Here is a 26,605-nt window from a genome sequence, read left to right as displayed (position 1 = left end):
CCGCCGCCAATAGCAGCCTTCTGGCTGATAATATATACCTTTTTTCGCCCAGTCGCCCCAGCTTGCGCCGGGCCGGGCGGCGGGTGCGGTGTTTGGCCGTCGCAGCCATGTCATAATTGGTACATCATCCCGCGCTTGTCAAGAAAAAGCACCCGAGAGTAGCCATGCCCCGACTATGCCTCATTTTTTTGCTGTGCCTGTGCCTGGGGGTTGTGGCCTGCGGGCGCGATGAAACGCCGCCCGAGCTGCTCATCTTCATCCTGGCCGGCCAGTCCAACATGTCCGGCCGGGGCGAGCTGAACCAACTGCCCGACAACTTCCCGGCCAACCGGGAGCGCATCGCCAACTTCAACAACGCCTACCAGTGGAGCGGCCCCCAGGAGCCCCTGGACAGCCCCCAGGGCCAGAAGGACCTCTGCTCCCTGGACCTGACCCCCGGGGTGGGGCCGGGCGCCTCCTTTGGCCAGCGCATCAGCGAGCTGATGCCCACGGTGCACGTGGGGCTCATCCCCTGCGCCCTGGGGGGCGCGGGCATCGCCATGTGGGCCCCTTCCACCAACCCCAAGACGCTCTACGGCTCCAGCATCCGGCGGGCCGGGGAGGCGGCCAAGCGGGGCCGGGTGCGCGGGGTGCTGTTTTTTCAGGGCGAGAGCGACACCGCCTCGCGGGCGGCGGTGGTGGCCTGGCCCCGGCGCTTCGCGGCCCTGGTGGCCGCCTGGCGGCGCGACCTGGGCGACCCCACGCTGCCGGTGGTCTTCGCCCAGCTGGGCCGCCTGGGCGGCAACCTGAAGAGCGACCCTGACTACCGCTACTGGAACCTGCTCAAGGCCAAGCAGGCCAAGCTGCGTCTGCCCTACGTGGCCATGGTGCGCTCCGACGACCTGGCGCTCAAGCCCGACGGCATCCACCTGAGCACCTCTGGCCAGATCTTCCTGGGACGCCGCATGGCCGAGGCCATGTACCGCCTGCTCATCCACCGCGACCCCCGGCCCGACCCGGTGGCCGACCGCTGGGTGGGCGGCTCGCCTCTTTAAATCCCATTCAGCTACTGGAAATTATCTCCCGGGTGATTACAATTACCCTCATCCCGGGAGGATGCATGACCAGTCAGCCCCAAGCCCTGTCTCCTTTGACCCCCGCGCCCGCCCCGGCCGGCGGCTCCACCTGATGCTCCGGCGGGTCCCCGGGCGGGGACCCCATGGCCCAGCCCTTTGTGCGCGGCCGGGTGGACACCCCCTCCGGTCCGGCTCCCCAGATAAATAGCCGCCTCACCACCGCCGACCACCTGGGCACCTTAAAGGTGCGTTGGGGCATCGGGCGGCATGACTACACCGTGGCCCCCGGCCTCTACGCCCTGGGCTCGCCCGGGCCGGATTCGCCGGTGTTGGCCTCGGCCAACTACAAGCTGAGCTTCGATCATCTGCGCGCCGCCTGCCCCGGCCTGGACGCCTGGATTCTGGTGCTCGACACCAATGGCATCAACGTGTGGTGCGCGGCGGGCAAGGGCACCATGGGCACCGCCGAGCTGATCAAGCGCGTCGAGGCCGCCCACTTGGACCAGGTGGTGAGCCACCGCAAGATCATCCTGCCCCAGCTGGCCGCGCCCGGGGTGGCCGCCCACGAGATCAAGCGCCACACCGGCTTCCGGGTGGTCTACGGCCCGGTGCTCGCCGCCGACCTGCCCGCCTTTTTGGCCGCCGGCAACCGGGCTCAGCCCGCCATGCGCCGGGTGAGCTTCACCACCTATCAGCGGGTGGTGCTCATCCCGGTGGAGCTGACGGCCGCGCTCCAGATATACGCCTGGCTGCTGCCCGCCCTGGTCTTGCTGGCCGCGCTGGGCGGCTGGATCGGCGGCATTGGCTTCTGGGCCGGGGCGGGAGGGGCCGGGCTGCGCGCCGTGGGCGCCATGCTCCTGGCTCTGCTGGCCGGGGTGGTGCTGCCGCCTCTGCTCTTGCCCTGGCTGCCCGGGCGGGCCTTTGCCCTCAAGGGCCTGTGGCCCGGCCTGGCCGTCTGCCTGCTGCTCTGGGCCGTTTGGCCCGCGCCCGCCTGGCCGCCGGGGGCCGAGCTCTGGGCCTGGTTCCTGGCCGTGCCCGCGCTCAGCTCCTTCATGGCCATGAACTTCACCGGCGCCTCCACCTACACCTCGCTTTCGGGGGTGAAAAAGGAGATGCGCCGCGCGGTGCCGATCCAGATCGCGTCCGCGGCCCTGGGCCTGGGCCTGTGGCTCTATGCCCTGTTCTTCGCATAGGAGGTTTTGGCGATGCCCCTGCAATATCTGAAAGGCGTGGCCACCCTTCGGGCCAACCCCGAACTGTGCGTGGGCTGCGGTCTGTGCCTGGAGGTCTGCCCCCATGGCGTGCTGGAGCTGAAGGACAAGCGGGTGGTGGTGGCCCGGCGCGACGACTGCATGGAATGCGGCGCCTGCATGATCAACTGCCCCGCCGAAGCGCTGTTCGTGCAGGCCGGGGTGGGCTGCGCCCAGGCGGTGATCAACAGCGCCCTGGGCCGCACCGGCGGGGGATGCTGCTGCGTGGCCGAGCCGCGCACCGCCCAGCCCCTGCCCCTGGACGGCATCGGCCACGCCCCGCCCCCGCGCAAAAGCTCGGGCTGCTGCTGATTCGCCCGAATTCCTTTGCCCCCCGGCTTCTCTCCGGGTAGATAATTAAGTGACACCGCCCCGGCGGGGTCACCCCACCCATCCCGGAGGCGACACATGAGCCAGGACATTCCCATACATCTGATCTGCGGCTTCTTGGGCGCGGGCAAGACTACCCTGCTGCAAAGGGTGTTGGCCCAGCAGCCCGCCGATGAATCCCTGGCCGTCCTGGTCAACGAGTTCGGCAAGATGGGCTTGGACGGCGAGCTGCTGGAGGGCTTCTCCTCCCTGGTGCGCGAGCTCAGGGCCGGCTGCATATGCTGCGAGCTGCGGGTGGACTTTTTGCGCACCCTGGCCGAGGTGGTGAACAACTTCGCGCCCCAGCGCATCGTGGTGGAAGCCACCGGCGTGGCCGACCCCAACGAGATGATCAAGGCCATCGAGGAGGCGGCCAAGGAGCTGCCCCTGACCCTGGGCTCGGTGGTCAGTCTGGTGGAGCCGGAGATGTTCGCCCGGCGCGAGGTGTTCGGCCCCTTTTACAACAACCAGATCAAGGCCGGCGACCTGGTGCTCTTGAACAAGACCGACACCATTCCCCCCGAGGAGGTGGAGCCCCTGGCCGCCGAGCTGGCCGCGCTCAACCCTGGGGCGGTGGTGCTGCCCGTGGTGCACGCGGCGGTGGAGCGGCGCCTGATCTTGGAGCCGGGGGGCAAGGGCCTGCGCCAGGGCACGCTCGGCGGGCTCATCAACCTCATGGAGATCACCTCCCTGGCCCAGGGGCCGGGCCACCTGCCCGGCATCGAGGACGGCTTCGTGGCCTTTTCCTACGAAGACCCCGCCCCCCTGTCGCGGGCCTGCCTGGAGAAATACCTGGCCTCCCTGCCCTGGGAGGTGTTCCGGGTCAAGGGTTTCGTCAACAGCGACCAGGGTCCGCTTTTGGTCAACTACACCTACCGGCGGCCCCAGATCGAGCCCGTGGAGGCCGAAGGCCCCACCCGCCTGGCCCTGGTGGGCTGGCGGTTGGACCAGGCGGCGGTGCTGGGCCCCCTGGAGGACTGCCAGGCCTGAACCCGGCCAGGCAATTGACGCTCAATTGTCACGGGTCATAACCGACCCCGGCGGTAAGAATATAGGGGCAAACCTTATAAGGGAGGGAGCCCCATGCCCGGCAAAAAAGTCTTGTTCGTCTGCACCCACAACAGCGCGCGCTCCCAGATCGCGGAGGCCTACATGAAGCAGATGGCCGGGGAGCGCTTCGCGGTGGAGAGCGCCGGTTTCGAGCCCGGCCCCCTCAACCCTCTGGCCGTGGAGGTGATGGCCGAGGAGGGCATCGATATCAGTGGGAACCAGGCGCGCAGCGTGTTCGAGCTGTTCCGCCAGGGCAGGGTGTTCGAGGTGGTGATCACTGTGTGCGAAAATTCCCGCGAGAGCGAGTGCCCCCTGTTTCCGGGCATAACCAAGCGGCTGCACATGCCCTTCCCCGACCCGGCCGGGCTAAGCGGCAGCCACGAGGAAAAGCTGGCCGCCGCCCGCCGGATCCGCGACCAGATCAAGGGCGCGGTGGCCGAATTGATCGACGAGCTGGGCTGAAGCCCGGCGCCCCAGCTGGAGAGAACCCATGGCCCAGGCACCTCCCAAGCGCCTTTCCTTTTTGGACCGGTTCCTTACCCTGTGGATATTCCTGGCCATGGCCGTGGGCGTGGCCTGGGGATACGGGTTTCCGGGGGTCCGCCAGGTCATAGACCATTTCTCGGTGGGCACCACCAACCTGCCCATCGCCATCGGCCTGATCCTGATGATGTACCCGCCCCTGGCCAAGGTGAAGTACGAGCAACTGGGCAAGGTGTTCAAAAACACCAAGGTGCTGGCTTTGTCCCTGGTGCAGAACTGGGTCATCGGCCCGGTGCTGATGTTCGCCCTGGCCGTGGCCTTCCTCTCCGGGCAGCAGGAATACATGGTGGGCCTGATCCTCATCGGCCTGGCCCGCTGCATCGCCATGGTTATCGTGTGGAACGACCTGGCCCGGGGCGACACCGAATACTGTGCCGGGCTGGTGGCCTTCAACAGCATCTTCCAGGTGCTCTTCTTCTCGCTCTACGCCTGGTTCTTCATCACCGTGCTGCCCGAGTGGCTGGGCCTAAAGGGCATGGCGGTGGAGGTCTCCATGGGCCAGATCGCCCAGAGCGTGTTCATTTACCTGGGCATACCCTTCATCGCCGGCATCATCAGCCGGGTGGTCGGCCTCAAGCTCAAGGGCCGCCAGTGGTATGAGGAAGTCTTCATCCCCAAGATCAGCCCCATAACCCTCATCGCCCTGTTGTTCACCATCCTGGTGATGTTCTCCCTCAAGGGGGAGTACATCGTGGCCTTGCCCCTGGACGTGGTGCGGGTGGCCATCCCCTTGTGCATCTACTTCGTGGTGATGTTCCTGGTGAGCTTCTGGCTGTCGCTAAAGGCCAGGGCCACCTATGAGCAGGCCGCCACCCTGAGCTTCACCGCCGCCTCCAACAACTTCGAGCTGGCCATCGCCGTGGCCGTGGCCGTGTTCGGCCTGGACAGCGGCCAGGCCTTTGCCGCGGTCATCGGCCCCCTGGTGGAGGTGCCGGTGCTCATCGGGCTGGTCAACGTGGCGCTCTACATCCAGCGGCGCTGGTTCCCCCACCGGCTGGCCACACCCACCGGGGTCTGCCACGTGAGCTGCAAGCCCTCCTGAACTAAAGCGCCCGCACCGGCCGCCGCGCTCGGCAAGCAGCCCTTGCCCTGGGGCGGCAGTTCGACTATACAAAGTAGACTATCTGTCTCCTAGGCGGGGAGCCGCGAGCTTGAACCAACGCACGACCATGCAGCACATCTACTACCCCGACGAGCGCCACGGCCTGGTGCAACGGCCCGGCCTGGGGCTGGTCCATATCTGCTACGGCCAGGGGGTGGGCAAGTCCACCCGCAGCGTGGGCCTGGCCATCCGGGCGGCCTCCGCGGGACTCCGGGTGTTTTTCGTGCAGTTCATGAAGTCCGGCGATTCTTCCGAGGTGAAGATCCTGGCCAACACCGAGAACATCATCTACCGCTGCCCGGGCAAGCATCCCTTCATTCTCTCCAAGGGCCCCCAGGCGGAGCACTACGAGCACGCCGAGGAGGCCCTGTGGTACGCCCAGCGGGCGGCCAAGGAGGGGGCCGAGGTGATCATCTGCGACGAGCTTCTCTCGGCCCTGGTGTTCAAGGTGCTCAGCGTGGAGCGCGCTCTGAACCTGATCCTGCGCTGTAGGGGGAGCGTGGAGCTGGTGCTCACCGGCATCGACGCCTCGCCGGTGATCCAGGAGGCGGCCGACTACGTCACCGAGTTCCGCCAGGTCAAGCATCCCTATTACAAGGGGCATATGGCCCGCAAAGGCATCGAGTTTTAGCGGGCGGCCCACTGAGCCGGGCTGCAACCCGCGCTTCGCGCTTTGTCTCCTTCGGCGTATTTAGCAATACGCCTCAGTCGCCAAACCGCTGCAGCATCGGGTTTCGCCGCGCCTCAGCGGCCCGCTGGCGGGGCATTTTGGTGATAGTTCCGGAACCGCTCCAAAGCTACGCCTCGCCGACGCACTCGACCGCCGCTGGTGATACGCCTGACTGATAGCCTCAGTCGCCAAACCGCTGCAGCATCGCGTTTCGCCGCGCCTCAACGGCCCTCTGGCTGGGCCGTGCCTCCCAGAATAAAACTAGCCTTGTCATTGCGAGGAGCGGCCTCCGGCCGCGACGCGGCAATCTCTGCCCGGCAGCAGACGACCCGGAACCGGCAAATAGGTTGGGAAAACATGGTTGTTGGGTGGCCCAGACAGCTTGCTGTCTGGGTGCCGCAGGCACAGGAGGTTTGGCGGGGCGGTGGCCGCTGGCGGGTGCTCCTTTCGCTCCCAGCCGCCCGCGAGCTTTTCTTTTTTTCTTGCCCCCCTAAAAGCGCAAAGCGGCCCCGGCGCGCTCATGGCGCCGGGGCCGCGATGATTCAGACGGTTGGCTTGGCTACAGGAACTTGATGCTGGCGGTCCGGGGCACGTTTAGCCCCAGCTCCACCTCGGCCGCCTTGAGCACCCCGCTGATCACGGGGCAGGCGTTGTGCCTCAGCGTCCGGGCGGCCAGCTCGGCCAAAGGCCCTTCCGCGAAACGATGACGCAGCAGCTCGTCGCAGCCCAACTCGGTCAACTCGGCGGCCAGCTTTTCCACCGCCTCGCAGTCCGAACTGATCTTGACGGCCACCGCGCGAGCCCCCTTCTTCTCGGCGGTCACCTTGGTTATGAAGCCACAGGCTCCGGCGTTGATCTCGACCTCGGTCATGGTTGCCCTCCCAGCCATGATGTGTCGCCTCCGGAGGCCGGGGGGCGCCCCGGAGGCTTGCCTTGATGCCGGACGATCTTATTTCTGGTGCAAAATCTCTGGCCGCACCACGCCTTCCAGATGGGGGAACTCGTCGGTCATGTGGGGCAGCTGCATGGACTCCATGAATTGCTGCTCAAAGTCCTTTTCCACGGTCAGCTCGATGTACTCCACGTTCCTGGCGATCCAGTCTGCCTCGTCGCGGCGGCCCATGTCCAGCAGGGCGGCGCGGGCCCCGTCGCCGGCCGCGTTGCCCACGCTCATCACCATCTCCAGGTCGCAGTCCGGGAACAGGCCCATGGCCAGGGCCTTGGCCTTGTCCACGTGGGTGCCGAAGGCCCCGGCGATCTTGACCGTGTCTACCTTTTCGATACCCATGCGGCGCATCATCAGCTTGCAGCCGGTGTAGAGCGCGCCCTTGCCCAGCTGGATCTGGCGGATGTCCTTCTGGGTGATCACCACGTCCTTGCCGATGGAGGTGTCCTCGGCCCAGGCGATGACGAATTCCTTCTGGCGCGGGTTTTCCGGGTTGGAGCGGAAACGGTTGGACTTCTGCTCCTTGGCGAAGCGCCCGCTCTTGGCCACCACCCCGCTGGAGTAGAGCTCGGCCAGCACGTCCAGGATGCCCGAGCCGCAGATGCCCTTGGTCTGCATATCCTTGGCTTCGCTGAAGCTTCTCCAGGCTTCACGCCCGATCACCTTGTAGTCCACCTCGTGGGTGTCGGGGTCGATGGTGATGCGCTCGATGGCCCCGGGGGCCGCCCGCATGCCGCAGGAGAGCTGGGCCCCTTCCAGGGCCGGGCCCGTGGCGCAGGAGCTGGAGATGAGTTTCTTCTTGTTGCCCAGGACCAGCTCGCCGTTGGTCCCGATGTCGATGATCAGGGCCATCTGCTCGCTCTTCTGGGGCTCCTCGGCCACCAGCACGCACACGTTGTCCGCCCCCACGAAGCCGGCCTCGTTGGGCAGGACAAACACGTAGGAGCCGGGGTTGATGCCCAGGCCCAGGTCGCGGGCCTTCAGGTCCAGGCTGTGGTGGATCACCGGCGGGAAGGGGGCCAGCCCCACCGGTTCGGGGTCCAGTTGCAGGAAGATGTGGTGCATGGCCGTGTTGCAGCCGAAGGTCATGTCCATGATGTCGCCGGGCTCCAGGCGCAGATACTCCACGCCTTCCTCGGGGGCCTCCACCAGCTCGGGGTTGCCCTCGGCGTCCTTGACCACCTTGCCGTTCTCGTCTTTCTTTTTCTTCAGCGGCGGGTGGGTGTTGGTGCAGGCCTGCTTGATCAGGGTGTTGAGCCCCTCGATGAGATCGTCGCTCATGCGCTTGAGGCCACCGGGGGTCATCTGATGATAGGTGATGCGGGCCATGACGTCCTCGCCGTACTTACACTGCGGGTTCATCATGGAAACGGTGTCGATCACCTTCATGTCGGCCAGGTTGCACATGTAGGCCGCGATGGTGGTGGTGCCGATGTCCACCGCGATGCCGTAGTAGTCGGTCACCTCGCCGGGCCAGAAGTTGATGATCTCCGAGCCCTGCCACACCGCCACGGTGACGGTCCATTTGCCCTTGCGGATGGCGTTCGGCAGCTTGCGCAGAGCGAACAGGTCGCCCCTGAGGCCCTTCAGGTCGAAGTTCTTCTCCAGCTCGGCGCAGACCCGCTCGAAGTCCGCGGTGGGCTCCTCGAAGGTGGGGGGTTCACAGGTCACGGTGTAGAGGCGCACGGCGGGGTTCCAGTCGATGGGGATGTCCCGCGCCGCCTTGGAGACCACCTGCTTGCCGGCCCGCGACTCCTCGGGCACGAAGACCAACAGGTCGCCGGTCACCTTGGCCGCGCAGGCCAGGCGGAAGCCCAGCTCCCGCTCGGCCGGGGTGATGAACTTGTCCTCCTCTTTTTGCCAGTCGCTCACGTGCTCCAGGCCGGAGGTGACGCCGTACTTCTGAAAGGTGCCGGTCTCGATGCGCACCCTGCACTTGCCACAGACCTTCTTCTCGCCGCAGAGCGCCTCGATGTCCACGCCCAGCTGGCGCGAGGCCTCGATGAGGTTGATGCCGGTCTCCACCTCGCCCCGGCGGCCCGAGGGCTGAAAGATCACCTTGGCGGTAGTTTTTTCCATGAACTGTCTCCCGAGTTGGCCTGTGCCGGCCTGGTGCCACCCAGACGCGATTGGTCGGACCAGGCCGGAGGGGCGGGGCAGTGGCCCCCCCGGCCGGAATGGTTACTCGCTTTGCAGCTTGCGCAGGCTGGCCACCATCTTGACCGCTTCCTGCACCGCGTTGCCCGCGCTCTCGGCATAGCCGTCGGCGCCGAACAGGTCGGCTATGTCGCCGGTCACCGGAGCCCCGCCCAGCATGATCTGCACGTTGGGGTTCTTTTCCTTGATCATCTCCACCACCTTTTTCATGCCCATCATGGTGGTGGTCATCATGGCGCTCATGGCCACGATCTCGCTGTCGGTCTTGAGCTGCTCCTCCACGAAGTTCTCCAGGGGCACGTCGCGGCCCAGGTCGTACACCGTGAAGCCGGCCACCTCGAACATCATCTTGATGATGTTCTTGCCGATGTCGTGCACGTCGCCCTGGATGGAGCCCAAGACCACCTGGCCCTTGGCCCCGCTGCTGCCCACGTCGGCCGGGTCGATGTGGGGCTTCAAGATGTCCAGGCCCGCGTAGAGGGCATCGGCGCACATCAGAAGCTCGGGCACGAAGTACTCCTGCTGGTCATAAAGCTCGCCCACCTCTTCCATGCCCGAGGCCAGGCCGTTCATCACCGCGTTGTACACGTTGTGGCCCTCGGCCAGGACGGCGTTGGATGCTTCCACCACGCGCTCCTCGTCGTACTCCACCACGCCCTCGTGCAGCTCCTTCAGAAGCTCGTTGACTCTTTCCTCGCTCATGATTCCGAATCCTTCCCTGCAGAAAAGGTTTGTGCCTCGCGGCTCCCGGCCCCCGCGTCCGGGGGCCGGGCGTAAGTTGGTTTACAGGCGGCCCACCGCCGAGGTGGGGGCATCGCCGTACTTGTGAACTGCTTCCACGTAGGCCTTCATGTTCTCGGCCTTAACATCGGGCCAGATGTCGCAGCCGGGCCACACCGCGTCTACTCCGGCGTCCACGCAGCCCTTGATCACCGCGTCCACGTCGGCCGCGTCCATGGTGACCAGGGTCTTGTAGGGGTCGAAGTTGCCCAGGATAAGGGCGTCGGGACCCAGTTTCTCGCGGCTGGCCACCACGTTGTTCTTCTGGTCCACGCTCACCGCGTCGGCCCCGCAGTCGCCCATCATCTCGATGATCAGGTCGGTGCCGCCGCAGATGTGGTTCACCGTGGGCACGTCCAGCGCCGCGAAGACCTTTTCCAGGTTGGGCTTGATCAGGGTCTTCCACATGCGGGGGGAGAGCAGGTCGGTGCCCGAGCCCATCTCGCGGATGCTGATGTAGTCCACGCCCAGGTCCTGGTAGTGCTTGGCCATGGCGATGACGTACTCGGTCATGGACTCCAAAAAGGCGGTGACCCGCTTCTTGTCCTTGGCCAAGCCCTTCAGCAGCACGTCCAGCTCCATTATCTGGCCGCCCAGGGTGAAGGGCCCCAGGGTCCAGCCGCCCACCGCGTACTTGCCGCCGTCATAGTCCAGGCAGTACTTGAGCGCTCCGTCCACCACCGGCATGCGCGCCTCACCGAAAAGGCTTTGGTAGTCGTCGGGCAGCTCCACATCGTCCAGGGTGGCCCACTTGGTGGGCACGGTGGGGTAGAGGATGCCCTCCACGTCGGCGTAGAGGGTGGCCCCGCGGCCCATGGCCTCGGCCGGGATGCACATGTCATAGGGCACCACCACGCCGTCGAAGCCCCACATCTCGGCGCTGGTCATGGCCGATTTGCCCATGAGCTCGGCGTCGGTGTGGATCTCGGCGAAGCGCACCCCCATCTTCTCGATGGCCTGGATGGTCACGGTGCCCATGCCCGAGAACACCGGCATGGTGTCGATGGGCTCCTTCTTGAAAAATTTCTGTACCCGTTCCTTGGGGGTCATAGAGCTTTGTCCTCTCTCCGAAAAAGATTGGCCGGCCCGCCTGGGGGCGCGGGATTTAGATCATGCCCTTGAGCTGCTCCACGAACTCGGGGAAGCACTTGTACAGGGGATGGTTGGGGTCCACCGGCAGCTCCTTGTGCTCGCCGAAGACCATGGTGGCCTCGTAGGCGTTGGCCATGGCCACCGCCGGGATCACCCGGTCCGAGCCGGCCATGGGGCCGCTGAAGATGATGTCGTGGTACAGACAGGCGCTCAGGCCCTCCAGGGCGGCGTCGCTGCCCGCCCAGCCCTTGAAGCCCCACATCTCGCGGGCGGCCTTCCACATGTAGGAGCCGTTACTGGGCGCGCTGCCCGCGGGCAGGCCCCACTTCTCCTTGACCAGCTTGTTGGCCAGGGAGCACAGGCCGGTGGCCGGGCCGTTCATCACCGAGGTGTCCACGAACATGGACTCGAACTTGGCCCCCACCTTGTCGATGGCGTCCAGGAGCTTCTGGGTGCCGGAGATGCGGCCGGTGGGCATCTGGTCGGCCATGTCAAAGGCCACCAGCAACACGTGCTTCACGCCCATGTCGCTGATCTCCTTGATCTCGGTCTCCAGATCCTCCTCCCACACGGTGAGGCTGTTGTAGAACATGCGGTCCAACAGGCCCTTTTCGGCGCAGTAGGCCACGCCCTCCAGCTTGGGCTTCATCACCCAGGCGTCGATGCAGAAAGGCATGTCCGTGACGCTGGTGAAGAAGTCGATGAAGGTCTGGAACTCCTTGCCGGTGTTGGCCACGATGTCGGCCATCACCGGCACCCCGGCCTCGGCGGAGATCTTCTCGGCCTGCTTGATGATCTCGGTGGCCTTGGCCTCGTTGAAGCCGTCCTTGCGCTTGGCCCCCTCGAAAACCTTGTCGCCCTTTTGGAAGATGGAGGGCACGACCACGGTGGGGAATTGTCCCGGCTGGCCGCCGAACTTGACACCCCCCACCTCGACTACTTTTTGCTCGGTTTCAAAACGAAACATCGACCCTCCCTCCCTCTGGTGGAGTTGCCGGAATCGGGGTGCCCTTGGGGGGCGCCGCCCTCGGTGCTTTGATGTGTCGCGCAGGGTGTGGGGCAGGTGCGCAGCGTGCCGAGAACCCGGTCCCGGTCTAAAAAATTTATTGTGCGAAGTAATAATGAAAAAAGCCGCCTACGGCCGTCAAGTCTACATAAAGTCTATATAAGTCTATGATTGGGAGGCGGTTGGGAGGGGATTGCTAGATTAAGTCCACTCTATTCAGGTAGTTGACCAGATTTTTGTCGCGGCCCTTGAGGCCCAACTTTTTTCGGATGGAAATGCGTTGCAAACGCACCGTGTCCGGGCTCTTGCCCAGCATGGCGGCGATCTGCTCGCTGGTCTTGCCCGCCCGGATCAGGCGGGCCACCTCCATCTCCTTTTCGGTGAGGCGCAGGATGGGGTCGGATGGGTCCACCTTATCGCTGGCCGGGCGCTGGCCCAGGTCGGTGAGCAGGAGCCCGGCCATCTCCCGCACCAGCTCCGCCGAGTCGGCGTGGTCCAAAAGCTGGTGAATACGCTGGGTTATACGCTTGCCCACGTCCGAGGCCACCGCCTGGCAGGCCCGGAGGCGCTCCTCCTCGGCGTGGCGTAGCAGGGTGTTCAGGGCGGTGTTCTTCTCTTGCAGCTCCCGGCTTTTCACGGTCAGGTTGTCCTGCAAGCGGCGGCGCTGGGTAACGTCGCGGGCCAGGCCCACGGTGCCGTAGGCGCGCCCCCCGTCGTCCTTCAAGAGTGCCATCACCGACGAGCCCATGCCCCGCGAGCCGTCCCGCCGCTGGAACTCGTACTCGCCCTTCCACACGTCGCCGTCGCGCACCACCTTGGCCCCGTGGCGGGCCAGCTCCCGGGAGCGGGCTTCGGGCATGAGCATCCGGGTGTCCTTGCCCAGCACCTCGTCCTTGCGGTAGCCGAACATCTTCTCGGACGCCGGGTTCCAGTCGATGATGATCCCTGCCAGGTCGGTGACGATGATCGCCTCTTCCATGTGGTGGAAGATATGGGCGTATTGCCGCTGGCGCCGCTCGGCCTCGCGCTGCACGGTCACGTCCGCCATGCGCAGCGCCACCCCCCGGCCCACCCGGCCGATCCAGAAGTTCACCAATCGGCTCTCCGAGCTGGCCCGGGGCAGGCGCACCCCGATCTCGATCTCGGCCGGGCCGCCCAGCTCGGCCACCGAGGCCGCCTCGCGGAAGATGCGCTCCCGGGCCGCGCCGTCCACGAACAGCTCGGCCAGGCCCAGGCCGGGGGAGAAGAAGTCCACCCGCCCCAGCAGCCGCCAGGCCGCCGGGTTCACCCAGGGGGCCTGGAAGTCCAGGACCGCCCCGTCCTCGCCCCGCACCGCCTCCAGGAGCATCAGGGCGTTGGGCAGGGCGTCCAGGGCGTAGCCCGCCAGGCTGCCGCCCCGCGCGGTGGGGCCTTCCTGGGGCTCGGGCCGGGGAGGGCGCACCCAGGCGGTCACGCCGGGCCCCTCGGCCTCGCGCTCCACCGGGGCCAAGAGGGCATGGCCAAACAAACGCTGCCCCGCCAGGCCCAGGGGAGGCGGGTCGCTCAGGTTGCGGCCCGCGGCGGCCAGGTCCAGCAGGCCCTGCCAGGCCTTGGCCGCCTCCGGGGGCAGGGGCAGCTCGGCCGGGTGACGGCCCAGCACCTCGCCCGGCCCCAGCTCCAGGCCGAAGGATTGGTTGAGCAGGGCCAGGGCGGCCAGGTTGAAGCGGGCGAAGCCAAGCTCCGGGTAGTAGGCATAGGCCCCCAGCTCGGGGGAGGCCAGGAGGCGCTCGTACTCCAAAATGGCGCTGCGCTCCGAGGGATCGTAGAGCAACATGACCAGCTGGCGGGGGTCGCCCTGGTCGCCCACCATCACCAGAATGCGCATGGCCAGGCGGCGGCCCGCCCCGGCCGGGGTGGCCAGGCTGAGGCTGATCTCGCCCCGCGCCGCGCCCCGGGCCCAGGCCTGCTCCAAGGCGGCCAACACCTTGTCCACCTGGGACGAGTCGGCCAGGATGCCCGCCAGCCAGTCGCCCACCTGGGTGCGCTCGCCGGGCACCGAGCCGGTGAGGCGGCGCACCTCGCTGTCGTACAGGGCCACCAGGCCGTCGCGCCTCAGGGCCACGATGCCCACCCCGCCCATGCGGTAGAGCAGATTCAGGGCGGTCTCCGCGTTGTGCCGGGCCAGGCCCAGGCGGCCCGCCTGGCTCTGCTTGAGCTGGCCCAAGCGGCGGCGCAAGCGGGCCAGCTCAAGAAGCTTGCCCACCGCGCTGACCAGCCCGGCCGGGCTGATGGGGTCGCAGAGCATCATGGGCTCGCCCTGGCCGGCCAGCTCCTCGCCGCTCCAGGCGGGCGAGGCCCGGAGCAAAAGCAGCACCTCGATATCCGGGCTGATCTGCCGGATGCGGGGCAGCACGCCCCCGGCCCCCCAGCCCGCGCCCCGAAGGTCGGCCACCACCACCGGCCAGGCAGTGGGCTCGCTGCCCAGGCGCTCCAGCCCGGCCTCCAGCTCGGGCTCCAGGGACGGCTCCAGGCCGGGCAGGGAACCGCTGAGCGCCTCCAGCAGCTCTTCGCGCCCCGGCTGCGCCGGGCCCAGCCACATCAGGCGGGTCATGGCTTGCCTCCCGGCTCCAGGCCCAGCGCGATGATCTCGATGAGGTCCGCCCCCAGGCGGGCGGCCTCCTCCCGGCCGGGGTGGCGGGGGTTCAGCTCGCTCAGGTCCATGCCCGCCAGGGCCGGGCCGCTCTCGATGAGCCCCCGCAGGCTTTTGGCCAGCCGGATCAGGCTCGCGGTTCCTAAGCCCCGGCGGTCGTTGAAGCGCACCGCCTCGGTGGCCTCGCCCGCGCCCACGTCCAGGTCCAGGGACACGTACACATAGGGCGTCTTGATGCGTTTCAAGAGCGCGGCCAGCTTGTCCCCGCCTCCGGCCAGGTCGCTCCGGGTGGCCACCCCCACCCCCAGGCGGGGCAAACGGGCGTAGGCCCCGGTGTAGGCCTTCATGCCCGGGTCCTTGATGCGCAGGGCCTTCTTGGGCGGCCAGTCGGCCACGCCCAGGAGATACAGGTTCTTGGCCAACACCGCGCCCTCGTCCAGCAGGCAGCCCAAAAAGCTGGAGGCGTTGTAGGAGTCGGGCCGCCCGCGCAAAAAGGGGTCGTGGGGGTCGTAGAGGCTGTCGGGGTTGTGGCCCAGGTCATAAGCCACAGCCCCGGCCACCGCGCTCATGGGTATAGCGTCGGTGTGCGCGTCCAAGACCACCACGGAGAGGTTCTCCGGCCCCAGGCGGCGGCTGAGCTCCGCGATGATCCCCCCGGCCTGGCTGTGGTCCGTGGCGATGAGGCAGGGCGCGTCCTCCCCGGCCGTCTCGGCCAGGGCGGCCACCTCGCCCGCCGCCCGGCGGCAGCCGTCGGAGTCGATGAAGCCCACCATGGCCTCCAGGCTCAGCTCCCCGGCCGAGGCCGGATCGGGGCTGGGCAAAAGCCAGGCCGGGGACGGGGCCTCGCCCAGCTCGCGGAAGCGCTCGGGGCCCACCTCGCGGCGGATGTGGGCCATCACCGCCTGGTAGGGGCTGGGCGGGGTGGCCCCCAGGCTGGCCAGCTTCTCGGCCAGGGCGGGCTCGCGCTCGTCCGGGTCCAGGGCCGAGCCCAGGAAGGCTATCTTGGTTTCAGAACTCATCACTGCTTTATAACCCCCGGGTGGGGGGCAAGACAACGCCCCCGCCGCGCCGGGGCTCCGGCGGACGGGGGCGGCAATGGTGAATGGGATGGCCCCGTTTAACGGGAGAAGTAATCGTCCCGGGCCTTGCGCAGTTGCATGAGGTTTTCCATGGGCGAGAGCGGGGCCACCCCACAGCCCGGGCAAAGGAAGTCGGTGCCGTTTTCCAGGGCCTGGGTGCACTCCTGGTAGCAGGCCTCCGGCGTGCCGTTGAACAGGGTGGTGGCGCTGGCCACGTTGCCGAAGACCACCTTGCCTTTTTCGTGCGCGATCTCGGCGGCGCGCTTCATGTCGGCCTTTTCCTCGATGGACAGGCCCACCGCGCCGGTGTCGCACATCATCTCGATGATGGCGTCGGTGTTGGCGCAGATGTGCAGCACCACCGGCCCCTTCACCTTGCTTATGATCTCCTGCTCCAGGGGCAGCACGATCTGCTTGTACATGCGGGGGCTAAGGAGAGCCGGGCCCGAGGTGGGCTCGGCAAAGACATAGTAGTCCGCGCCCTGGTCGAAGGCGAAGTTGGCCGCCGCGATAGCCGCCTCCTTGGTCACCTCCAACACCTGCTCCACCTTGTCCTTGGCCTTGAAGCACCACCTCATAAAGCTCTCGGTGCCCACCAGGTTGGCCGCCGCGGTGAAGGCCCCCTCGGACTCGCCGAACACGGCCATGTCGTCGCCGATGGCGTCCTTGATGATGCGGAACTGCTCCTTGTACACCGGGAAGCGGCCCCGGCTCAGGAAGTCGCTGGGGAACTCCAGGCCGTCCAGGCTCTCGGCGTAGGGGTGGCCCTTGACGTAATACTGGGTGTCGGGGGTGGGCATGCCCAGCTCCACCCCCAGGGCCTCGGACAGGGGGATGATGTCCCAGCCCATGGCCTTGACCCACTCCCAGCCCAGCTCCTTGGGCGCGGCCAGGGCCCACTGGGCCATGGTCTTGGGGTCCAGGTCGGCCTCGGGCCGGGCCTTGCCGATGGTTTCGCCCAGGCCCACCACCGCGTAGGTGGTGGTGCAGCCCACCGGGGTCATGTCCACTTCCTTGCCCATCAGCTTGTTCATGACGCGTTCTTTTAGATTCATGCTCACCTCCGGAGCTTGACGATTGGCATGACCGGCGGCCGGACTCTCGCCCAGGGCCCGGCGGCCGGGAGAAACTCGGGTTTAGATGGCCAGGGTGCGCTTGATCAGCTCCTGGTCCTCGATGATCTCGGCGGAGCCGACCTCGCCTTGCAGCTTGCTCTTGGTGCCCATCAGGTAGTGCCGCCCGGCCATGGCCAGGGCGATGCGGAAGTTCTGCTCCACCAGCAAGAGCGTGATGCCGTGCTGGGAGCAGAGGTCGCTCACGATGGAGGCCACCTTGGCCACCAGGATGGGGCTAAGGCCCTGGCTCGGCTCGTCCAGGAGCATGATGGTGGGGTTGCCCATCAGGGCCCGGCCGATGGCCAGCATCTGCTGCTCGCCACCGGAGAGCTTGGTGCCCCCGGAGCGGCGGCGCTGGCCCAGCACCGGGAAGTACTCGTAGACCTTCTCCAGGCTCCAGTCGCCCTCGCCGCCTCCCTGGCCCTGGGCCAGGATGAGGTTCTCCTCCACGCTCAGGTCCGGGAAGATGTGGCGCTCGGCGGGCACGTAGGCCACCCCCAGGCGCACGATCTTGTGGGGCGGCCAGCCGCGCACGTCGGTGCCGTTGATCAGCACGCGGCCGCGCTTGGGCGGGGTCAGGCCGATGATGGAGCGCATGGTGGTGGTCTTGCCCACCCCGTTGCGCCCCAGGATGCTCACCGCCTCGCCGGTGTTCACCTCCAGGCTCAGGTCCTGGATCACGTGGCTGGTGCCGTAATAGGTGTCGATGCCTTCCAGCTTGATCATCTCTTGTTCCTGCCTTGGCTGCTCACACGCTGCTCAGCGGCGCCCAGTCGTCGCCGCCCAGATAGGCGTCCTTGACCTCCTGGTTGGAGGCGATCTCCCGGGGGGTGCCCCGCGCGATCACCCCGCCCTGGTGCAACACGATGATGTGGTGGCTGATCTTCATCACCACCTCCATGTCGTGCTCCACCAAGACCACGGCCATCTCGGTTCCCAGGTCGGCGATGAGGTCGCTCACCTGGTCGGTCTCCGCCGGGCTCATGCCCGCGGCGGGCTCGTCCAAAAAGAGCACCCTGGGGTCGCTGGCCAGGGAGATGGCCACTTCCAAGACCCGCTGGTCGCCGTGGGCCAAGAGGTTGGCCGGCCGCTTGGCCAGTTTGTACAGGCCCACCCGCTTGAGGATGGCCTCGGTCTTGTCGTTGACCGAGGTGAGGCCGGGGCGGGAGGACAGGATGCGCAGCGAGCCGCCCAGATGGCTCTGCACCGCGATGCGCACGTTCTCCCACACGCTCAGGCCCATGAAGATGCTGGTGATCTGGAAGGTGCGGCTGATGCCCATCTTCACGCGGTGGTGGATGGGCCGCCGGGTGATGTCCTTGTCGCCGTAGAGCACCTTGCCGCTGCTGGCGGCCAGGCGGCCGGTGATGGTGTTGATCAGGGTGGTCTTGCCCGCGCCGTTGGGGCCGATCACCGACTGCACCAGCTTGTCCTTGACCTCGAGGTTCACCAGGTTCACGGCCAACACGCCGCCAAAGGCGCGCGATAGGTCTTGGGTGGTTAGGACTACTTCGTGGCTCATGTCCTAGCCCTCCCCGCCCGGGCTTTTCTGGAACAAGGCGGGCAGCCCGGCCACCCCCTTGGGCAAGAAGAGCACCAGGAGGATCACGATGGCCCCGATGAATATCTCCCAGTCCTGGGTCCAGGAGCTGAGCTGGTCCTTCAAGACGATGAACAGGGCCGCCCCGATGAAGGGCCCCCACAGGGTGCCCATGCCGCCCAACAGGACCATCATCAGCACCCCGGCCCCCTCGAAGGCGCCCATGACCCCCGGGCCGGTGTAGCCCCGGTAGAGGATGTAGATGCTGCCGGCCACCCCGGCCAGGCCGCAGGCCAACATCCAGCCGATGAGCTTGTAGCGCCGCACGTTGATGCCCACGAAGCTGGCCCGCTCCTCGTTCTCGCGGATGGCCTCCAACACCGCCCCCAGGGGGGAGTGGATCACCCGCCAGGTGAACAGGAAGCACATGAGCAGCACCCCCAGGGTGAACAGATAGATCGCCGTGGAGTTGCCGCTGGATGCCAGGTCGATGCCGAACAGGCTGATCATCGGCTGGGGCAGGCCCATGAGGCCGTCGTCCCCGCCGGTGAGGTCGTACCACTTCCAGGCCACGGTGTAGAACATCATGCCGAAGGACAAGGTGAGCAGGGCGAAGGCCAGGCCTCCGGTGCGCACCTGCACCCAGCCCACGGGCAGGGCCACGGCCATGGTGAACACGGTGCCCACCAGCATGGAAATCCAGATGCTTTCGGGCCAGATGTGGATCATGAACAGGCCGGTGGCATAGGCCCCCAGGCCCAGATAGGCGTTGTGCATGAACGACAGCAGACCGGTGTAGCCCAACAGAACGTCCAGGCTCATGGCCAACAGACCGTAGATCATGATCTCGTTGACCAGGCGGATGTAAAAACGGTTGGGCAGGACAAAGGGCAGCACGGCCAGTATCACCACCGCCGCCGCGGTGGTGATCCACATGGCCTTGCCGCCGCCCAGGCGCTGCATCATCAGTGAGCGGGGCGCTGCTTGCTCCATGTTACTCAAACTTACCCTCTCCCAAGATTCCCAGCGGTTTGATGACCAGAATGAGCGCCATGAGCATGTACACGATGACCATGGCCATCTCGGTGATGAAGAACTCGGCCAGGGTTTGCACGAACCCGATCATGAGGGCGGCGATCACCGCCCCCCGCAGGCTGCCCAGACCGCCGATGACCACCACCACGAAAGAGCTGATGAGCATGTCGTGGCCCATGATGGGGAAGACGGTGAACAGCGGGCCGGCCAGGACCCCGGCGGTGCCGGCCATCATGCAGCCCAGCACGAAGCCCGAGATCTGCACCCCGCGCACGTTCACGCCGCAGGCGGAGACCATCTCGGGGATCTCGGAGGCGGCGCGCATGTTGATGCCCAGCCTGGTGCGCCCCAGCAAAAGCATCAGGGCGGCCACCACCGCCGCGATGCCGATGAGGATCACTAGTCTGAACACCGGATAGGAGGCCGAACCCAGGCTCACCGACCCCTGCATGAACTCGGGCAGGTGGATGAAGCGGGTCTCCACCCCCCAGAAAAATTTGATCAGGCCGTCGATGACGAACATCAGGCCGTAGGTGAGGATCAGGGTGTAGATCATGGAGCGCTTGCGCATGGGGGTGATAAGCACCCGCTCGATGATCAGGCCCAGCACGCCCACCAGGATGGGGGCGGCGATGAAAGCCAGGAAGTAGTTGCCTCCCGCGGACACCACGGTGTAGCCGAAATAGGCCCCCAGGGCGTAGAGCGCGCCGTGGGCCAGGTTCATCACCCGGTTCAGGCCGTAGATGATGTTTAGCCCGACGCCCATGATGACGAAGATGCCGCCCAGGACCAGGCTGTTGAGGATGATGTCTACCGTGATTGCGAACATGCCTTAATTACCTTGCCTACCCCGGGGTGGCCGTGGTGAGGGAGGAGGGGAAGGGGCCCGGGGGCCCCCGCCCATCCTCCCGTTCGGTTTAAGCCTTCAGGAAACCGCCTCGCCTACTGCTTGCAGGGCGGGCCCAGTTCCTTGGCCGGGAAGACCTTCAAGACCTTCATGTAGATGGTGGCCCCGTAGGGATTCTTGGGGGCCTTGACGGTCTCGGTCAGCACGGCGTCGTTGCGCATGCAGTTGTCGCCGGGGCAGATGTAGACCTTGCCGTAGGGGCCGTCGTAGCTGATGCCCCGGATGGCGGCGGCGATCTTCTGCGGATCGGTGCTGCCGGCCTTCTCGATGGCCTTGAACAGGTTCATGGCCCCGACATAGCTGTGCGCGGCCGCGTCGCAGGGGATGGCCTTGTACATCTTGTAGTAGCGGGTGTTCCAGTCCTTGGCCTTGGCTTGGTAGCCGGGGAAGTTCTCCAGGTCCCAGGCGTAGTCGCTGGCGCCGAAGATGCCCACGCCGGCCAGGCCCGCGTTCTCCAGGTCCACCGCGCCGGGAGCGGCGCCGGAAACCAGGCGGCAGGTCTTCATCAGGCCGAACTCGGTGGCCTGCTTCATGAACCGGGGGATGACGTCGGTGATCAGGGCGATGTAGATGCCGTTGGCGCCACTGGCCTTGATCTTGGAGATGTAGGTGGACCAGTTCTTGGTCTTGATGGGGGCCTTGTCGAAGTCCGGGTTAACCACCTGCACGCCCTTGGCCTTGGCCAGGGCGATAAAGCGCTTGGCCGCGTCGTGGCCCCAGGAATAATCATGCACCAGCACGTAGTACTTGCGATTCTTGAGGTCCGGGGTGGCCAGGATGCCCTCCACGTTGCCCACCGCGGTCTGGTCGTTGGCCAGCTGCCCGGAGCGGAACACCAGGGGGTTGAGGCCGTAGAACTTGGTGGTCATCACGTGGGTGGAGACAAAGGGCACGTTGAGCTTGTCGATGTTCTTGGCCAGGGCCAGGCCCACGCCGGAGCTGAACACGCCGATCAGGGCCACGGACTTGTCCTGGTAGACCAGCTTTTCGGCCTTGGATACCGCCACGGCCGGTTTGACCCGGGTGTCCTCCACGATGAGCTTGATGGGACGGCCCAACAAGGTCTTCTTGTCCTTGGCCGCCATGTCGATGCCGTTGGCCATCTCCTTGCCGCCGTTGGCCACGATGCCGGTCAGCGGCACCAACACGCCGATCTTGACCGGATCGGCGGCCACGGCCGGCACGGCCAGGGCCAGAGCCAGCAACAGGCTGGCCCCAATAATCAACATCCGTTTCATAACTCCCCTCCTTTAAGAGAACCCAGGCGGCGGCTTCGGGCGGGGCCACCTTGGCCCGGACCCGGAACGCCGCTTATCGCGTTGCCCTATATTGGGCCGCCGGAGGAGACTGGCTGAGAGTCACTATGGTGTGCTCCCGGCCGGCGGACGTAGATTTTAAGGCTCGCTTTGCTTCAGAAACCTCCTTGTCGCCCTTTGATGTTGCTTCAGGGGGCCGGGCACCCTCCCAAGTAGACCCGGCCCGCCGGTTGTTCTAGTCCTTGGCGGGAATCACCTGGTCCAAAAGCTCCACCACGTCTTGGATCTTCATGGAGCTCTGGATGCGCTGGGCGCCGCTATTCAGATTGAAGTGACAGAAGGGGCAGGTGGAGGCCATTACCTCGGCCCCGGTGCCCATGCCTTCTTCCACCCGCAGGCCCGCGTTCTTGGCGGCCCAGTCGCCGAAGCCGGTCATCACCCCGCCGCCGCCGCCGCAGCAGAAGCTGTTGGAGCGGTTGCGCTCCATCTCCATGAACTCCACCCCGGGGATGGCCTTGAGGAGCTCACGCGGCTCCTCGTAGACGCAGTCCTCCTCGCTCATGCCCAGGTAGGCGCCGGGCCAGAGCTGGCTGCCGTCGTCGTCCACCTCGAACTTGTTCAGGTGGCGGCCGATGTGGCAGGGGTCGTGGTAGGTCACCTTCATGGCCAGCTCGCCCTCGATGGGCAGCTCGCCCTTTTGCAACAGCTCGTGCAAATACTGGGCGGTGTGCACCACCCGGATGCCGTCCATCATCTTGTCGTAGTCGCTGGAGAGGATGTAGTCCTTCTTGATGGCCCGGTAGCAGCCGGCGCAGGAGGTGATGATGGTCTCCACTCCCTGCTCGTCGTGCAGCTTCTTGAACAGCTCCAGGTTGTGGGTGGCCAGGCGCTTGAACTCCTCGGCGTCGCCCACGCGCATGGCCGTGGAGCCGCAGCAGACCTCGTTCTCGCCCAGGATGCCGAAGTCCAGGCCCAGCTTCTGGAACAGGCTGGCCGTGGCGGTGGGGATGGGCCGGGCGCCCTGGTTGAAGGCCCCGGTGCAGCCCACGTAGAACAGGGTGGGCGCGGGCTCCTTCATAATGTTCTTGATGGGCTTCTTGGCCTTCTTGAAAGGCCGGGTCCAGTCGGTGCGCAGGCGGCGCGGGCCCTGATAGGGGTTGTTGTAGTTCTTCAGCGACCTGGTCAGGTTCTTGTGCAGGGGCAGGGGCCCCACGCCCTGCTCCACCGCCTTGCGCCGCATGGCCTCCATGATCTCGGGGATGAAGGGCTTGTGGTCCAGTTGGCACTGGTTCTGGCAGCCGGCGCAGATGGTGCAGCGGTAGATGTCGTTTAAGAGGTCCTCGTCGAACTCCAGGGTTCCGTCCAGGATGCCCCGGGCAAAGGCGATCTTGCCCTTGGAGGACATGTTGCCCTCGAAGCCGAACTCGGTGCCCGCCGGGCAGATGGGGGCGCAGGTGGCCGGGGGGCCGAAGTCATAGGCGACCTTGCAGGTTCCGCAAGCGGTGCAGCGCCAAATGTAATGTTCCAGGTCTTCCAGGCTGGCGATATCCCATTCCATGATCTTGCTCCCCTCCCTTAGATGCCCAATTTGCCGGGATTCATGATGTCGTTGGGATCAAGCATTTCCTTGACCCGCTTGAGCAGCATGAGATAGCCCGGATCGGCCCGGAGGTTGATCTCCTTGGCGAAGTCCACCGGAGGCTTGTAGGGGATGCCTCCCTCGTCCAGGTCCACGCGCAGGCATTCCACGATGGCCTGGCGGGCGTTCTCGGTCTCCTCCTTGGACTGCTTGTTGAAGGGGATCATGGCCCGGAGCATTCCGTAGTGCACCCCGCGGTACATGCTCATGCGCACGCTGGGCGAGAGGTTGTGCCCGATGAGGATGTCCTTCCAGCGGGTGTAGACCGGGGCCCACTTCTTGGCCGGGGTGAAGGTGCCGGGCCAGGAGATGCCGGCCCCGCCCTGCTTGCAGTAGTTCTTGGTGGAGCCCACCACCTGGCTGGGCAGCTGGGTGCGGCCCTTCAGGGCCTCCTCGGGGTAGTGGGTCACCTGGATGGAGGTGCCCTTGGCCTTTTCCTCGGCCACTACCTTGTCCCAAATCTCGGCCCGGGCGTCGCGCTCGGCCTCGGTCCAGGAGAAGGTGGTGGCGTAGGAGTTCCACTCCGCCGCGTCGTCGGGCTTTTCCTTGTAGGGATAGGGAATGGGCACCTGGCTGAGCCACCAGGAGACCGCGGTGATATCGTCGCAGATCTCGTAGTTGCTCAGGTTGAACATGTAGGAGTACATGTCCTGAACCGTGTCGCAGCTCACCGTGAAGATTTTCAAAAGCGGCGGGGCCGGGTGCACGTTCACGCCCATCTTGGTCACCACCCCGGAGCTGCCCAGCCAGCCCTTGAACAGGCCGTCGAGCTTGGGCAGGGGCAGGGTGCTGTGCCAGGCGTTTTTCTGGATGGCGCAGGAGCCCACCCGCACCAGCTCGCCGGTGGGCAACACCACCTCCATGGAGGTGATCTCCTGGCTCTGCAGGCCGTAGCGCGCGTTGAGCCCGCCGATGCCGTGGCTGATGGCGCAGGAGCTCACCGAGGCCGAGGGCGGCCCCACCGGCCAACCGAAGCGGAGCCCCAGGGGGGTCAGGGCGGCGGCCAGCTGGGCGTGGCTCACGCCCGGCTCGATCACCGCCACGCCGTCGGCCACGTCGATGTCGATGATCTTGTTCATCTGCTTGAGGTCCATAAGGATGCCGCCCCGCTCGGGGATGCACAGGCCGCCGATGTTGGTGCCCGCGGTGTAGGGCACCACCGGGATTTTCTCCCGGTTGGCGAACCTGAGGACTTCCTGCACCTGCTCCACGTTCTGAACCATGACCACGTAATCCGGGAGCTTGGGCTCCACGAATGAGAGGTCATAGGAATAGGCGTAGCGGATGTGCTTGGCACCGGAGGCGTTCTTTTCGCCCACGATGCCCTGGAGTTCTTCCAGGACGGGGTCAATTTTCTTGGCGGTGGCGGTATCCATGAGGTCTATCCTCCTTGCGCGCAGGCGCGCGCCAGAGCGCCGGAACCCGGGGCGGGGCCGGGCGACGTGTATAGGCGGGATGATTTAACCAGGTGGGAATAATCTAGGCTGGGCTGGGCGGCTGGGCTCTGGGGGTGGCGGGCCGTTTCCGGCGGCCGCCCCGAGGCGCCCAGCTTGTGTCTCCGATGTTTTTCCATGCCCTCCTCAAACCATGGAAACGGATCGTTAGGCTCTCACTAACGCGCTTTTTGCGGCCCCGGGCCGGGGCGGGGCCGCGTGGGCCCGCCCCGGCGGGGGGTTATGTATTGCTCTCGGATCAACTACTTGTCGGTGGGCAGGGAGGTGATGGTCCCGTCCCAGGTGTCCACCTTATTGTCGATTTCGCCTTCCTCGGGGAACCAGGTCTGGGTGACGCACTTCGACTCGGTGAAGAAGTTGAAGCCGTCGCGGCCCATGACGTGCAGGTCGCCGAAGAAGGACTGCTTGTGGCCGGTGAAGCCGAAGATGCCCAGGGGCACCGGGATGCCCACGTTCACGCCCACCATGCCCGCGCCGGTGCGGAAGGCGAACTGCCGGGCGTAGTAGCCGTTCTGGGTGTAGATCACCGAGCCGTTGCCGAAGCGGCTGTTGTTCATCAACTCGAGGCCTTCCTCGAAGTTCTCCACCCGCTTGATGCACAAGACCGGTCCGAAGATCTCCTCGCGGCCGCAGGACATGTCCTCGGTCACGTGGTCGATGATGGTGGGGCCCACGAAGAAGCCGTTCTCGCAGCCCTCGGGCAGCTCGGGGTCGCGGCCGTCCAGCACGATGGTGGCGCCCTCTTCCTCGGCCTTGTTGATCCAGTTGGTGACGAACTCCTTGTGGCCCTGGTTCACCACCGGGCCCATGCCGGTCTCGGGCAGCCAGGCCTTGCCCAGGGTAACTTCCTTGGACAGCGCCACCAGGCGCTCCACCAACTCGTCGGCGATGGCGTTTTCCACCACGATCACCGGCAGGGCCATGCAGCGCTGGCCGGCGCAGCCGGTGAAGGCGTTCATGATGCCGCCGGCGGTGCGCTCCAGCTTGCAGTCGCGCAGCACCAGGGCGTGGTTCTTGGCCTCGCACAGGGCCTGGACCCGCTTGCCGTTGGCCGCGGCGGTGGAGTAGATGTGCAGGCCCACCTTGGTGGAGCCCACGAAGCTGATGCCCTTGATGTCCGGGTGGCGCAGCAAGAGCTCGGCCTGGTCGCGGCCCGCGGTAATCACGTTGATCACGCCGTCGGGGATGCCCGCCTCCTGCCACAGCTCCATGACCCGCATGGCGCTCTGGGGCACGAAGCTGGCGGCCTTCAAGACCATGCAGTTGCCGGTGGCGATGCAGATGGGGGTCATCCAGCCGTGGGGGATCATGGCCGGGAAGTTCCAGGGCGGAATGCCGGCGAACACGCCCATGGGCTCGCGGTAGAGCGAGGTGTCGTAGTTGGTGGACACCTGCATCAGGGCCTCGCCCTTCATGATGTGGGGCGCGCCGCAGGCGAACTCGACCACCTCGGTGACCTTGAGGATGTCGCCCATGGCCTCCTGGTACTTCTTGCTCATCTCCTTGGCCAACAGGACGGTGAGCTCTTCCAGGTTCTCGTCCAACAGGGCCTTCATCTTATAAAGGACCTGCACCCGCTTGCTCACCGGGGTGATGGACCACTTTTCAAAGGCCACCTTGGCCGCCTGCACCGCCTCTTCCACCTCTTCGGTGAGGCACTGGGGGGCCAGGGCGATGACCGCGCCGGTGGAGGGGTTGTAGCAAGGCATATACACGTCGGTGGCGGAAACCTTCCACTGGCCGCCGGCGCAATACTTCAGCTTGATGGGCCTTTCGCCGCTGATGGGATCGACGGCGACCGAATCGTCCACGAAGAAGTAACGTTGGTTTTCGCTCATCTGTTGAACTCCTTAGTCGGTGCTTGCGCGGCCGGGGCCTTGGGCTCCGGCCTGTTCATGTTGTGTTGTCACGGTGAGCCATGCCAGGGTCGC

23 protein-coding genes are annotated in these 26,605 nt (G+C 66.1%); 7 read left to right on the top strand and 16 right to left on the bottom strand.

Annotated elements, in window-relative coordinates:
• The first annotated feature begins 164 nt into the window (after window positions 1–164).
• From KQH53_03115 to KQH53_03085, 7 genes are all read left to right on the top strand, one after another.
• Window positions 165–1,034, top strand: coding sequence for a sialate O-acetylesterase (locus KQH53_03115; GenBank protein ID MCB2225643.1), 870 nt, complete (start codon window positions 165–167; stop codon window positions 1,032–1,034).
• Window positions 1,035–1,198: 164 nt separating this feature from the next.
• Complete coding sequence (locus KQH53_03110) at window positions 1,199–2,248, top strand: hypothetical protein (protein ID MCB2225642.1); 1,050 nt, start codon at window positions 1,199–1,201, stop codon at window positions 2,246–2,248.
• Between the two features lie 12 nt (window positions 2,249–2,260).
• Window positions 2,261–2,617, top strand: a complete 357-nt coding sequence (locus KQH53_03105) for a 4Fe-4S dicluster domain-containing protein (protein MCB2225641.1) — start codon at window positions 2,261–2,263, stop codon at window positions 2,615–2,617.
• A gap of 96 nt (window positions 2,618–2,713) precedes the next feature.
• Window positions 2,714–3,664 (top strand): GTP-binding protein, encoded by a 951-nt coding sequence (locus KQH53_03100; protein MCB2225640.1) that lies wholly within the window; start codon window positions 2,714–2,716, stop codon window positions 3,662–3,664.
• Between the two features lie 93 nt (window positions 3,665–3,757).
• Entirely contained in the window at window positions 3,758–4,186 is a 429-nt protein-coding gene (locus KQH53_03095; protein MCB2225639.1) for an arsenate reductase ArsC, read from the top strand.
• Between the two features lie 28 nt (window positions 4,187–4,214).
• Window positions 4,215–5,309 carry an ACR3 family arsenite efflux transporter gene (gene arsB / locus KQH53_03090; GenBank protein ID MCB2225638.1) on the top strand — a complete coding sequence of 365 codons (1,095 nt, stop codon included), beginning with the start codon at window positions 4,215–4,217 and terminating at the stop codon, window positions 5,307–5,309.
• Window positions 5,310–5,418: 109 nt separating this feature from the next.
• A complete protein-coding gene (locus tag KQH53_03085; GenBank protein ID MCB2225637.1) occupies window positions 5,419–6,000 on the top strand; it encodes a cob(I)yrinic acid a,c-diamide adenosyltransferase in 582 nt (193 codons plus the stop codon).
• 598 nt (window positions 6,001–6,598) lie between these two features.
• Here the strand turns inward: KQH53_03085 and KQH53_03080 are convergent.
• The 16 genes from KQH53_03080 to KQH53_03005 form a co-directional block, all read right to left on the bottom strand.
• Window positions 6,599–6,910, bottom strand: a complete 312-nt coding sequence (locus KQH53_03080; GenBank protein MCB2225636.1) for a hypothetical protein — start codon at window positions 6,908–6,910, stop codon at window positions 6,599–6,601.
• Window positions 6,911–6,988: 78 nt separating this feature from the next.
• Window positions 6,989–9,064 (bottom strand): DUF4445 domain-containing protein, encoded by a 2,076-nt coding sequence (locus KQH53_03075; GenBank protein MCB2225635.1) that lies wholly within the window; start codon window positions 9,062–9,064, stop codon window positions 6,989–6,991.
• A 102-nt stretch (window positions 9,065–9,166) separates the two neighbouring features.
• Window positions 9,167–9,844: a cobalamin-dependent protein gene (locus KQH53_03070; protein ID MCB2225634.1), complete on the bottom strand. Its 678-nt coding sequence runs from the start codon at window positions 9,842–9,844 to the stop codon at window positions 9,167–9,169.
• 81 nt (window positions 9,845–9,925) lie between these two features.
• Window positions 9,926–10,972 carry a hypothetical protein gene (locus KQH53_03065; GenBank protein ID MCB2225633.1) on the bottom strand — a complete coding sequence of 349 codons (1,047 nt, stop codon included), beginning with the start codon at window positions 10,970–10,972 and terminating at the stop codon, window positions 9,926–9,928.
• 55 nt (window positions 10,973–11,027) lie between these two features.
• Window positions 11,028–11,981, bottom strand: coding sequence for a hypothetical protein (locus KQH53_03060; GenBank protein ID MCB2225632.1), 954 nt, complete (start codon window positions 11,979–11,981; stop codon window positions 11,028–11,030).
• A gap of 235 nt (window positions 11,982–12,216) precedes the next feature.
• Window positions 12,217–14,610, bottom strand: coding sequence for a PAS domain S-box protein (locus KQH53_03055; protein ID MCB2225631.1), 2,394 nt, complete (start codon window positions 14,608–14,610; stop codon window positions 12,217–12,219).
• Window positions 14,607–15,668, bottom strand: coding sequence for an arginase family protein (locus tag KQH53_03050; GenBank protein MCB2225630.1), 1,062 nt, complete (start codon window positions 15,666–15,668; stop codon window positions 14,607–14,609). The genes KQH53_03055 and KQH53_03050 overlap by 4 nt, the downstream gene beginning before the upstream one ends.
• A 98-nt stretch (window positions 15,669–15,766) precedes the next feature.
• Complete coding sequence (locus tag KQH53_03045; protein MCB2225629.1) at window positions 15,767–16,783, bottom strand: hypothetical protein; 1,017 nt, start codon at window positions 16,781–16,783, stop codon at window positions 15,767–15,769.
• A gap of 81 nt (window positions 16,784–16,864) precedes the next feature.
• Window positions 16,865–17,569 (bottom strand): ABC transporter ATP-binding protein, encoded by a 705-nt coding sequence (locus tag KQH53_03040; GenBank protein MCB2225628.1) that lies wholly within the window; start codon window positions 17,567–17,569, stop codon window positions 16,865–16,867.
• Window positions 17,570–17,591: 22 nt separating this feature from the next.
• Window positions 17,592–18,365 (bottom strand): ABC transporter ATP-binding protein, encoded by a 774-nt coding sequence (locus KQH53_03035; protein ID MCB2225627.1) that lies wholly within the window; start codon window positions 18,363–18,365, stop codon window positions 17,592–17,594.
• Between the two features lie 3 nt (window positions 18,366–18,368).
• Window positions 18,369–19,385 (bottom strand): branched-chain amino acid ABC transporter permease, encoded by a 1,017-nt coding sequence (locus KQH53_03030; protein MCB2225626.1) that lies wholly within the window; start codon window positions 19,383–19,385, stop codon window positions 18,369–18,371.
• The gene (locus tag KQH53_03025; GenBank protein MCB2225625.1) at window positions 19,378–20,247 is read right to left on the bottom strand and encodes a branched-chain amino acid ABC transporter permease; all 870 of its coding nucleotides are present in this window, start codon (window positions 20,245–20,247) and stop codon (window positions 19,378–19,380) included. The genes KQH53_03030 and KQH53_03025 overlap by 8 nt, the downstream gene beginning before the upstream one ends.
• A gap of 113 nt (window positions 20,248–20,360) precedes the next feature.
• Window positions 20,361–21,563 carry an ABC transporter substrate-binding protein gene (locus KQH53_03020; protein ID MCB2225624.1) on the bottom strand — a complete coding sequence of 401 codons (1,203 nt, stop codon included), beginning with the start codon at window positions 21,561–21,563 and terminating at the stop codon, window positions 20,361–20,363.
• 253 nt (window positions 21,564–21,816) lie between these two features.
• Window positions 21,817–23,139 carry a (Fe-S)-binding protein gene (locus KQH53_03015; protein MCB2225623.1) on the bottom strand — a complete coding sequence of 441 codons (1,323 nt, stop codon included), beginning with the start codon at window positions 23,137–23,139 and terminating at the stop codon, window positions 21,817–21,819.
• Between the two features lie 17 nt (window positions 23,140–23,156).
• A complete protein-coding gene (locus tag KQH53_03010) occupies window positions 23,157–24,596 on the bottom strand; it encodes an FAD-binding oxidoreductase (GenBank protein ID MCB2225622.1) in 1,440 nt (479 codons plus the stop codon).
• A 320-nt stretch (window positions 24,597–24,916) separates the two neighbouring features.
• Entirely contained in the window at window positions 24,917–26,512 is a 1,596-nt protein-coding gene (locus KQH53_03005; GenBank protein MCB2225621.1) for a CoA-acylating methylmalonate-semialdehyde dehydrogenase, read from the bottom strand.
• Window positions 26,513–26,605 lie beyond the last annotated feature (93 nt).

Source organism: Desulfarculaceae bacterium (assembly GCA_020444545.1).
Lineage (GTDB): Bacteria > Desulfobacterota > Desulfarculia > Desulfarculales > Desulfarculaceae > Desulfoferula.
This window is presented reverse-complemented; position numbering and strand designations above follow the sequence as displayed.

What these genes read in the sequence shown, in the direction of transcription:
- KQH53_03115 (MCB2225643.1), top strand. Translation starts at nt 165, where the DNA reads ATGCCCCGACTATGCCTCATTTTTTTGCTGTGCCTGTGCCTGGGGGTT.
- KQH53_03005 (MCB2225621.1), bottom strand. Translation starts at nt 26,512, where the DNA reads ATGAGCGAAAACCAACGTTACTTCTTCGTGGACGATTCGGTCGCCGTC.
- KQH53_03045 (MCB2225629.1), bottom strand. Translation starts at nt 16,783, where the DNA reads ATGAATCTAAAAGAACGCGTCATGAACAAGCTGATGGGCAAGGAAGTG.
- KQH53_03040 (MCB2225628.1), bottom strand. Translation starts at nt 17,569, where the DNA reads ATGATCAAGCTGGAAGGCATCGACACCTATTACGGCACCAGCCACGTG.
- KQH53_03025 (MCB2225625.1), bottom strand. Translation starts at nt 20,247, where the DNA reads ATGTTCGCAATCACGGTAGACATCATCCTCAACAGCCTGGTCCTGGGC.
- KQH53_03015 (MCB2225623.1), bottom strand. Translation starts at nt 23,139, where the DNA reads ATGGAATGGGATATCGCCAGCCTGGAAGACCTGGAACATTACATTTGG.
- KQH53_03100 (MCB2225640.1), top strand. Translation starts at nt 2,714, where the DNA reads ATGAGCCAGGACATTCCCATACATCTGATCTGCGGCTTCTTGGGCGCG.
- KQH53_03035 (MCB2225627.1), bottom strand. Translation starts at nt 18,365, where the DNA reads ATGAGCCACGAAGTAGTCCTAACCACCCAAGACCTATCGCGCGCCTTT.
- KQH53_03050 (MCB2225630.1), bottom strand. Translation starts at nt 15,668, where the DNA reads ATGAGTTCTGAAACCAAGATAGCCTTCCTGGGCTCGGCCCTGGACCCG.
- KQH53_03070 (MCB2225634.1), bottom strand. Translation starts at nt 9,844, where the DNA reads ATGAGCGAGGAAAGAGTCAACGAGCTTCTGAAGGAGCTGCACGAGGGC.
- KQH53_03095 (MCB2225639.1), top strand. Translation starts at nt 3,758, where the DNA reads ATGCCCGGCAAAAAAGTCTTGTTCGTCTGCACCCACAACAGCGCGCGC.
- KQH53_03060 (MCB2225632.1), bottom strand. Translation starts at nt 11,981, where the DNA reads ATGTTTCGTTTTGAAACCGAGCAAAAAGTAGTCGAGGTGGGGGGTGTC.
- arsB (MCB2225638.1), top strand. Translation starts at nt 4,215, where the DNA reads ATGGCCCAGGCACCTCCCAAGCGCCTTTCCTTTTTGGACCGGTTCCTT.
- KQH53_03105 (MCB2225641.1), top strand. Translation starts at nt 2,261, where the DNA reads ATGCCCCTGCAATATCTGAAAGGCGTGGCCACCCTTCGGGCCAACCCC.
- KQH53_03110 (MCB2225642.1), top strand. Translation starts at nt 1,199, where the DNA reads ATGGCCCAGCCCTTTGTGCGCGGCCGGGTGGACACCCCCTCCGGTCCG.
- KQH53_03055 (MCB2225631.1), bottom strand. Translation starts at nt 14,610, where the DNA reads ATGACCCGCCTGATGTGGCTGGGCCCGGCGCAGCCGGGGCGCGAAGAG.
- KQH53_03010 (MCB2225622.1), bottom strand. Translation starts at nt 24,596, where the DNA reads ATGGATACCGCCACCGCCAAGAAAATTGACCCCGTCCTGGAAGAACTC.
- KQH53_03075 (MCB2225635.1), bottom strand. Translation starts at nt 9,064, where the DNA reads ATGGAAAAAACTACCGCCAAGGTGATCTTTCAGCCCTCGGGCCGCCGG.
- KQH53_03020 (MCB2225624.1), bottom strand. Translation starts at nt 21,563, where the DNA reads ATGAAACGGATGTTGATTATTGGGGCCAGCCTGTTGCTGGCTCTGGCC.
- KQH53_03080 (MCB2225636.1), bottom strand. Translation starts at nt 6,910, where the DNA reads ATGACCGAGGTCGAGATCAACGCCGGAGCCTGTGGCTTCATAACCAAG.
- KQH53_03065 (MCB2225633.1), bottom strand. Translation starts at nt 10,972, where the DNA reads ATGACCCCCAAGGAACGGGTACAGAAATTTTTCAAGAAGGAGCCCATC.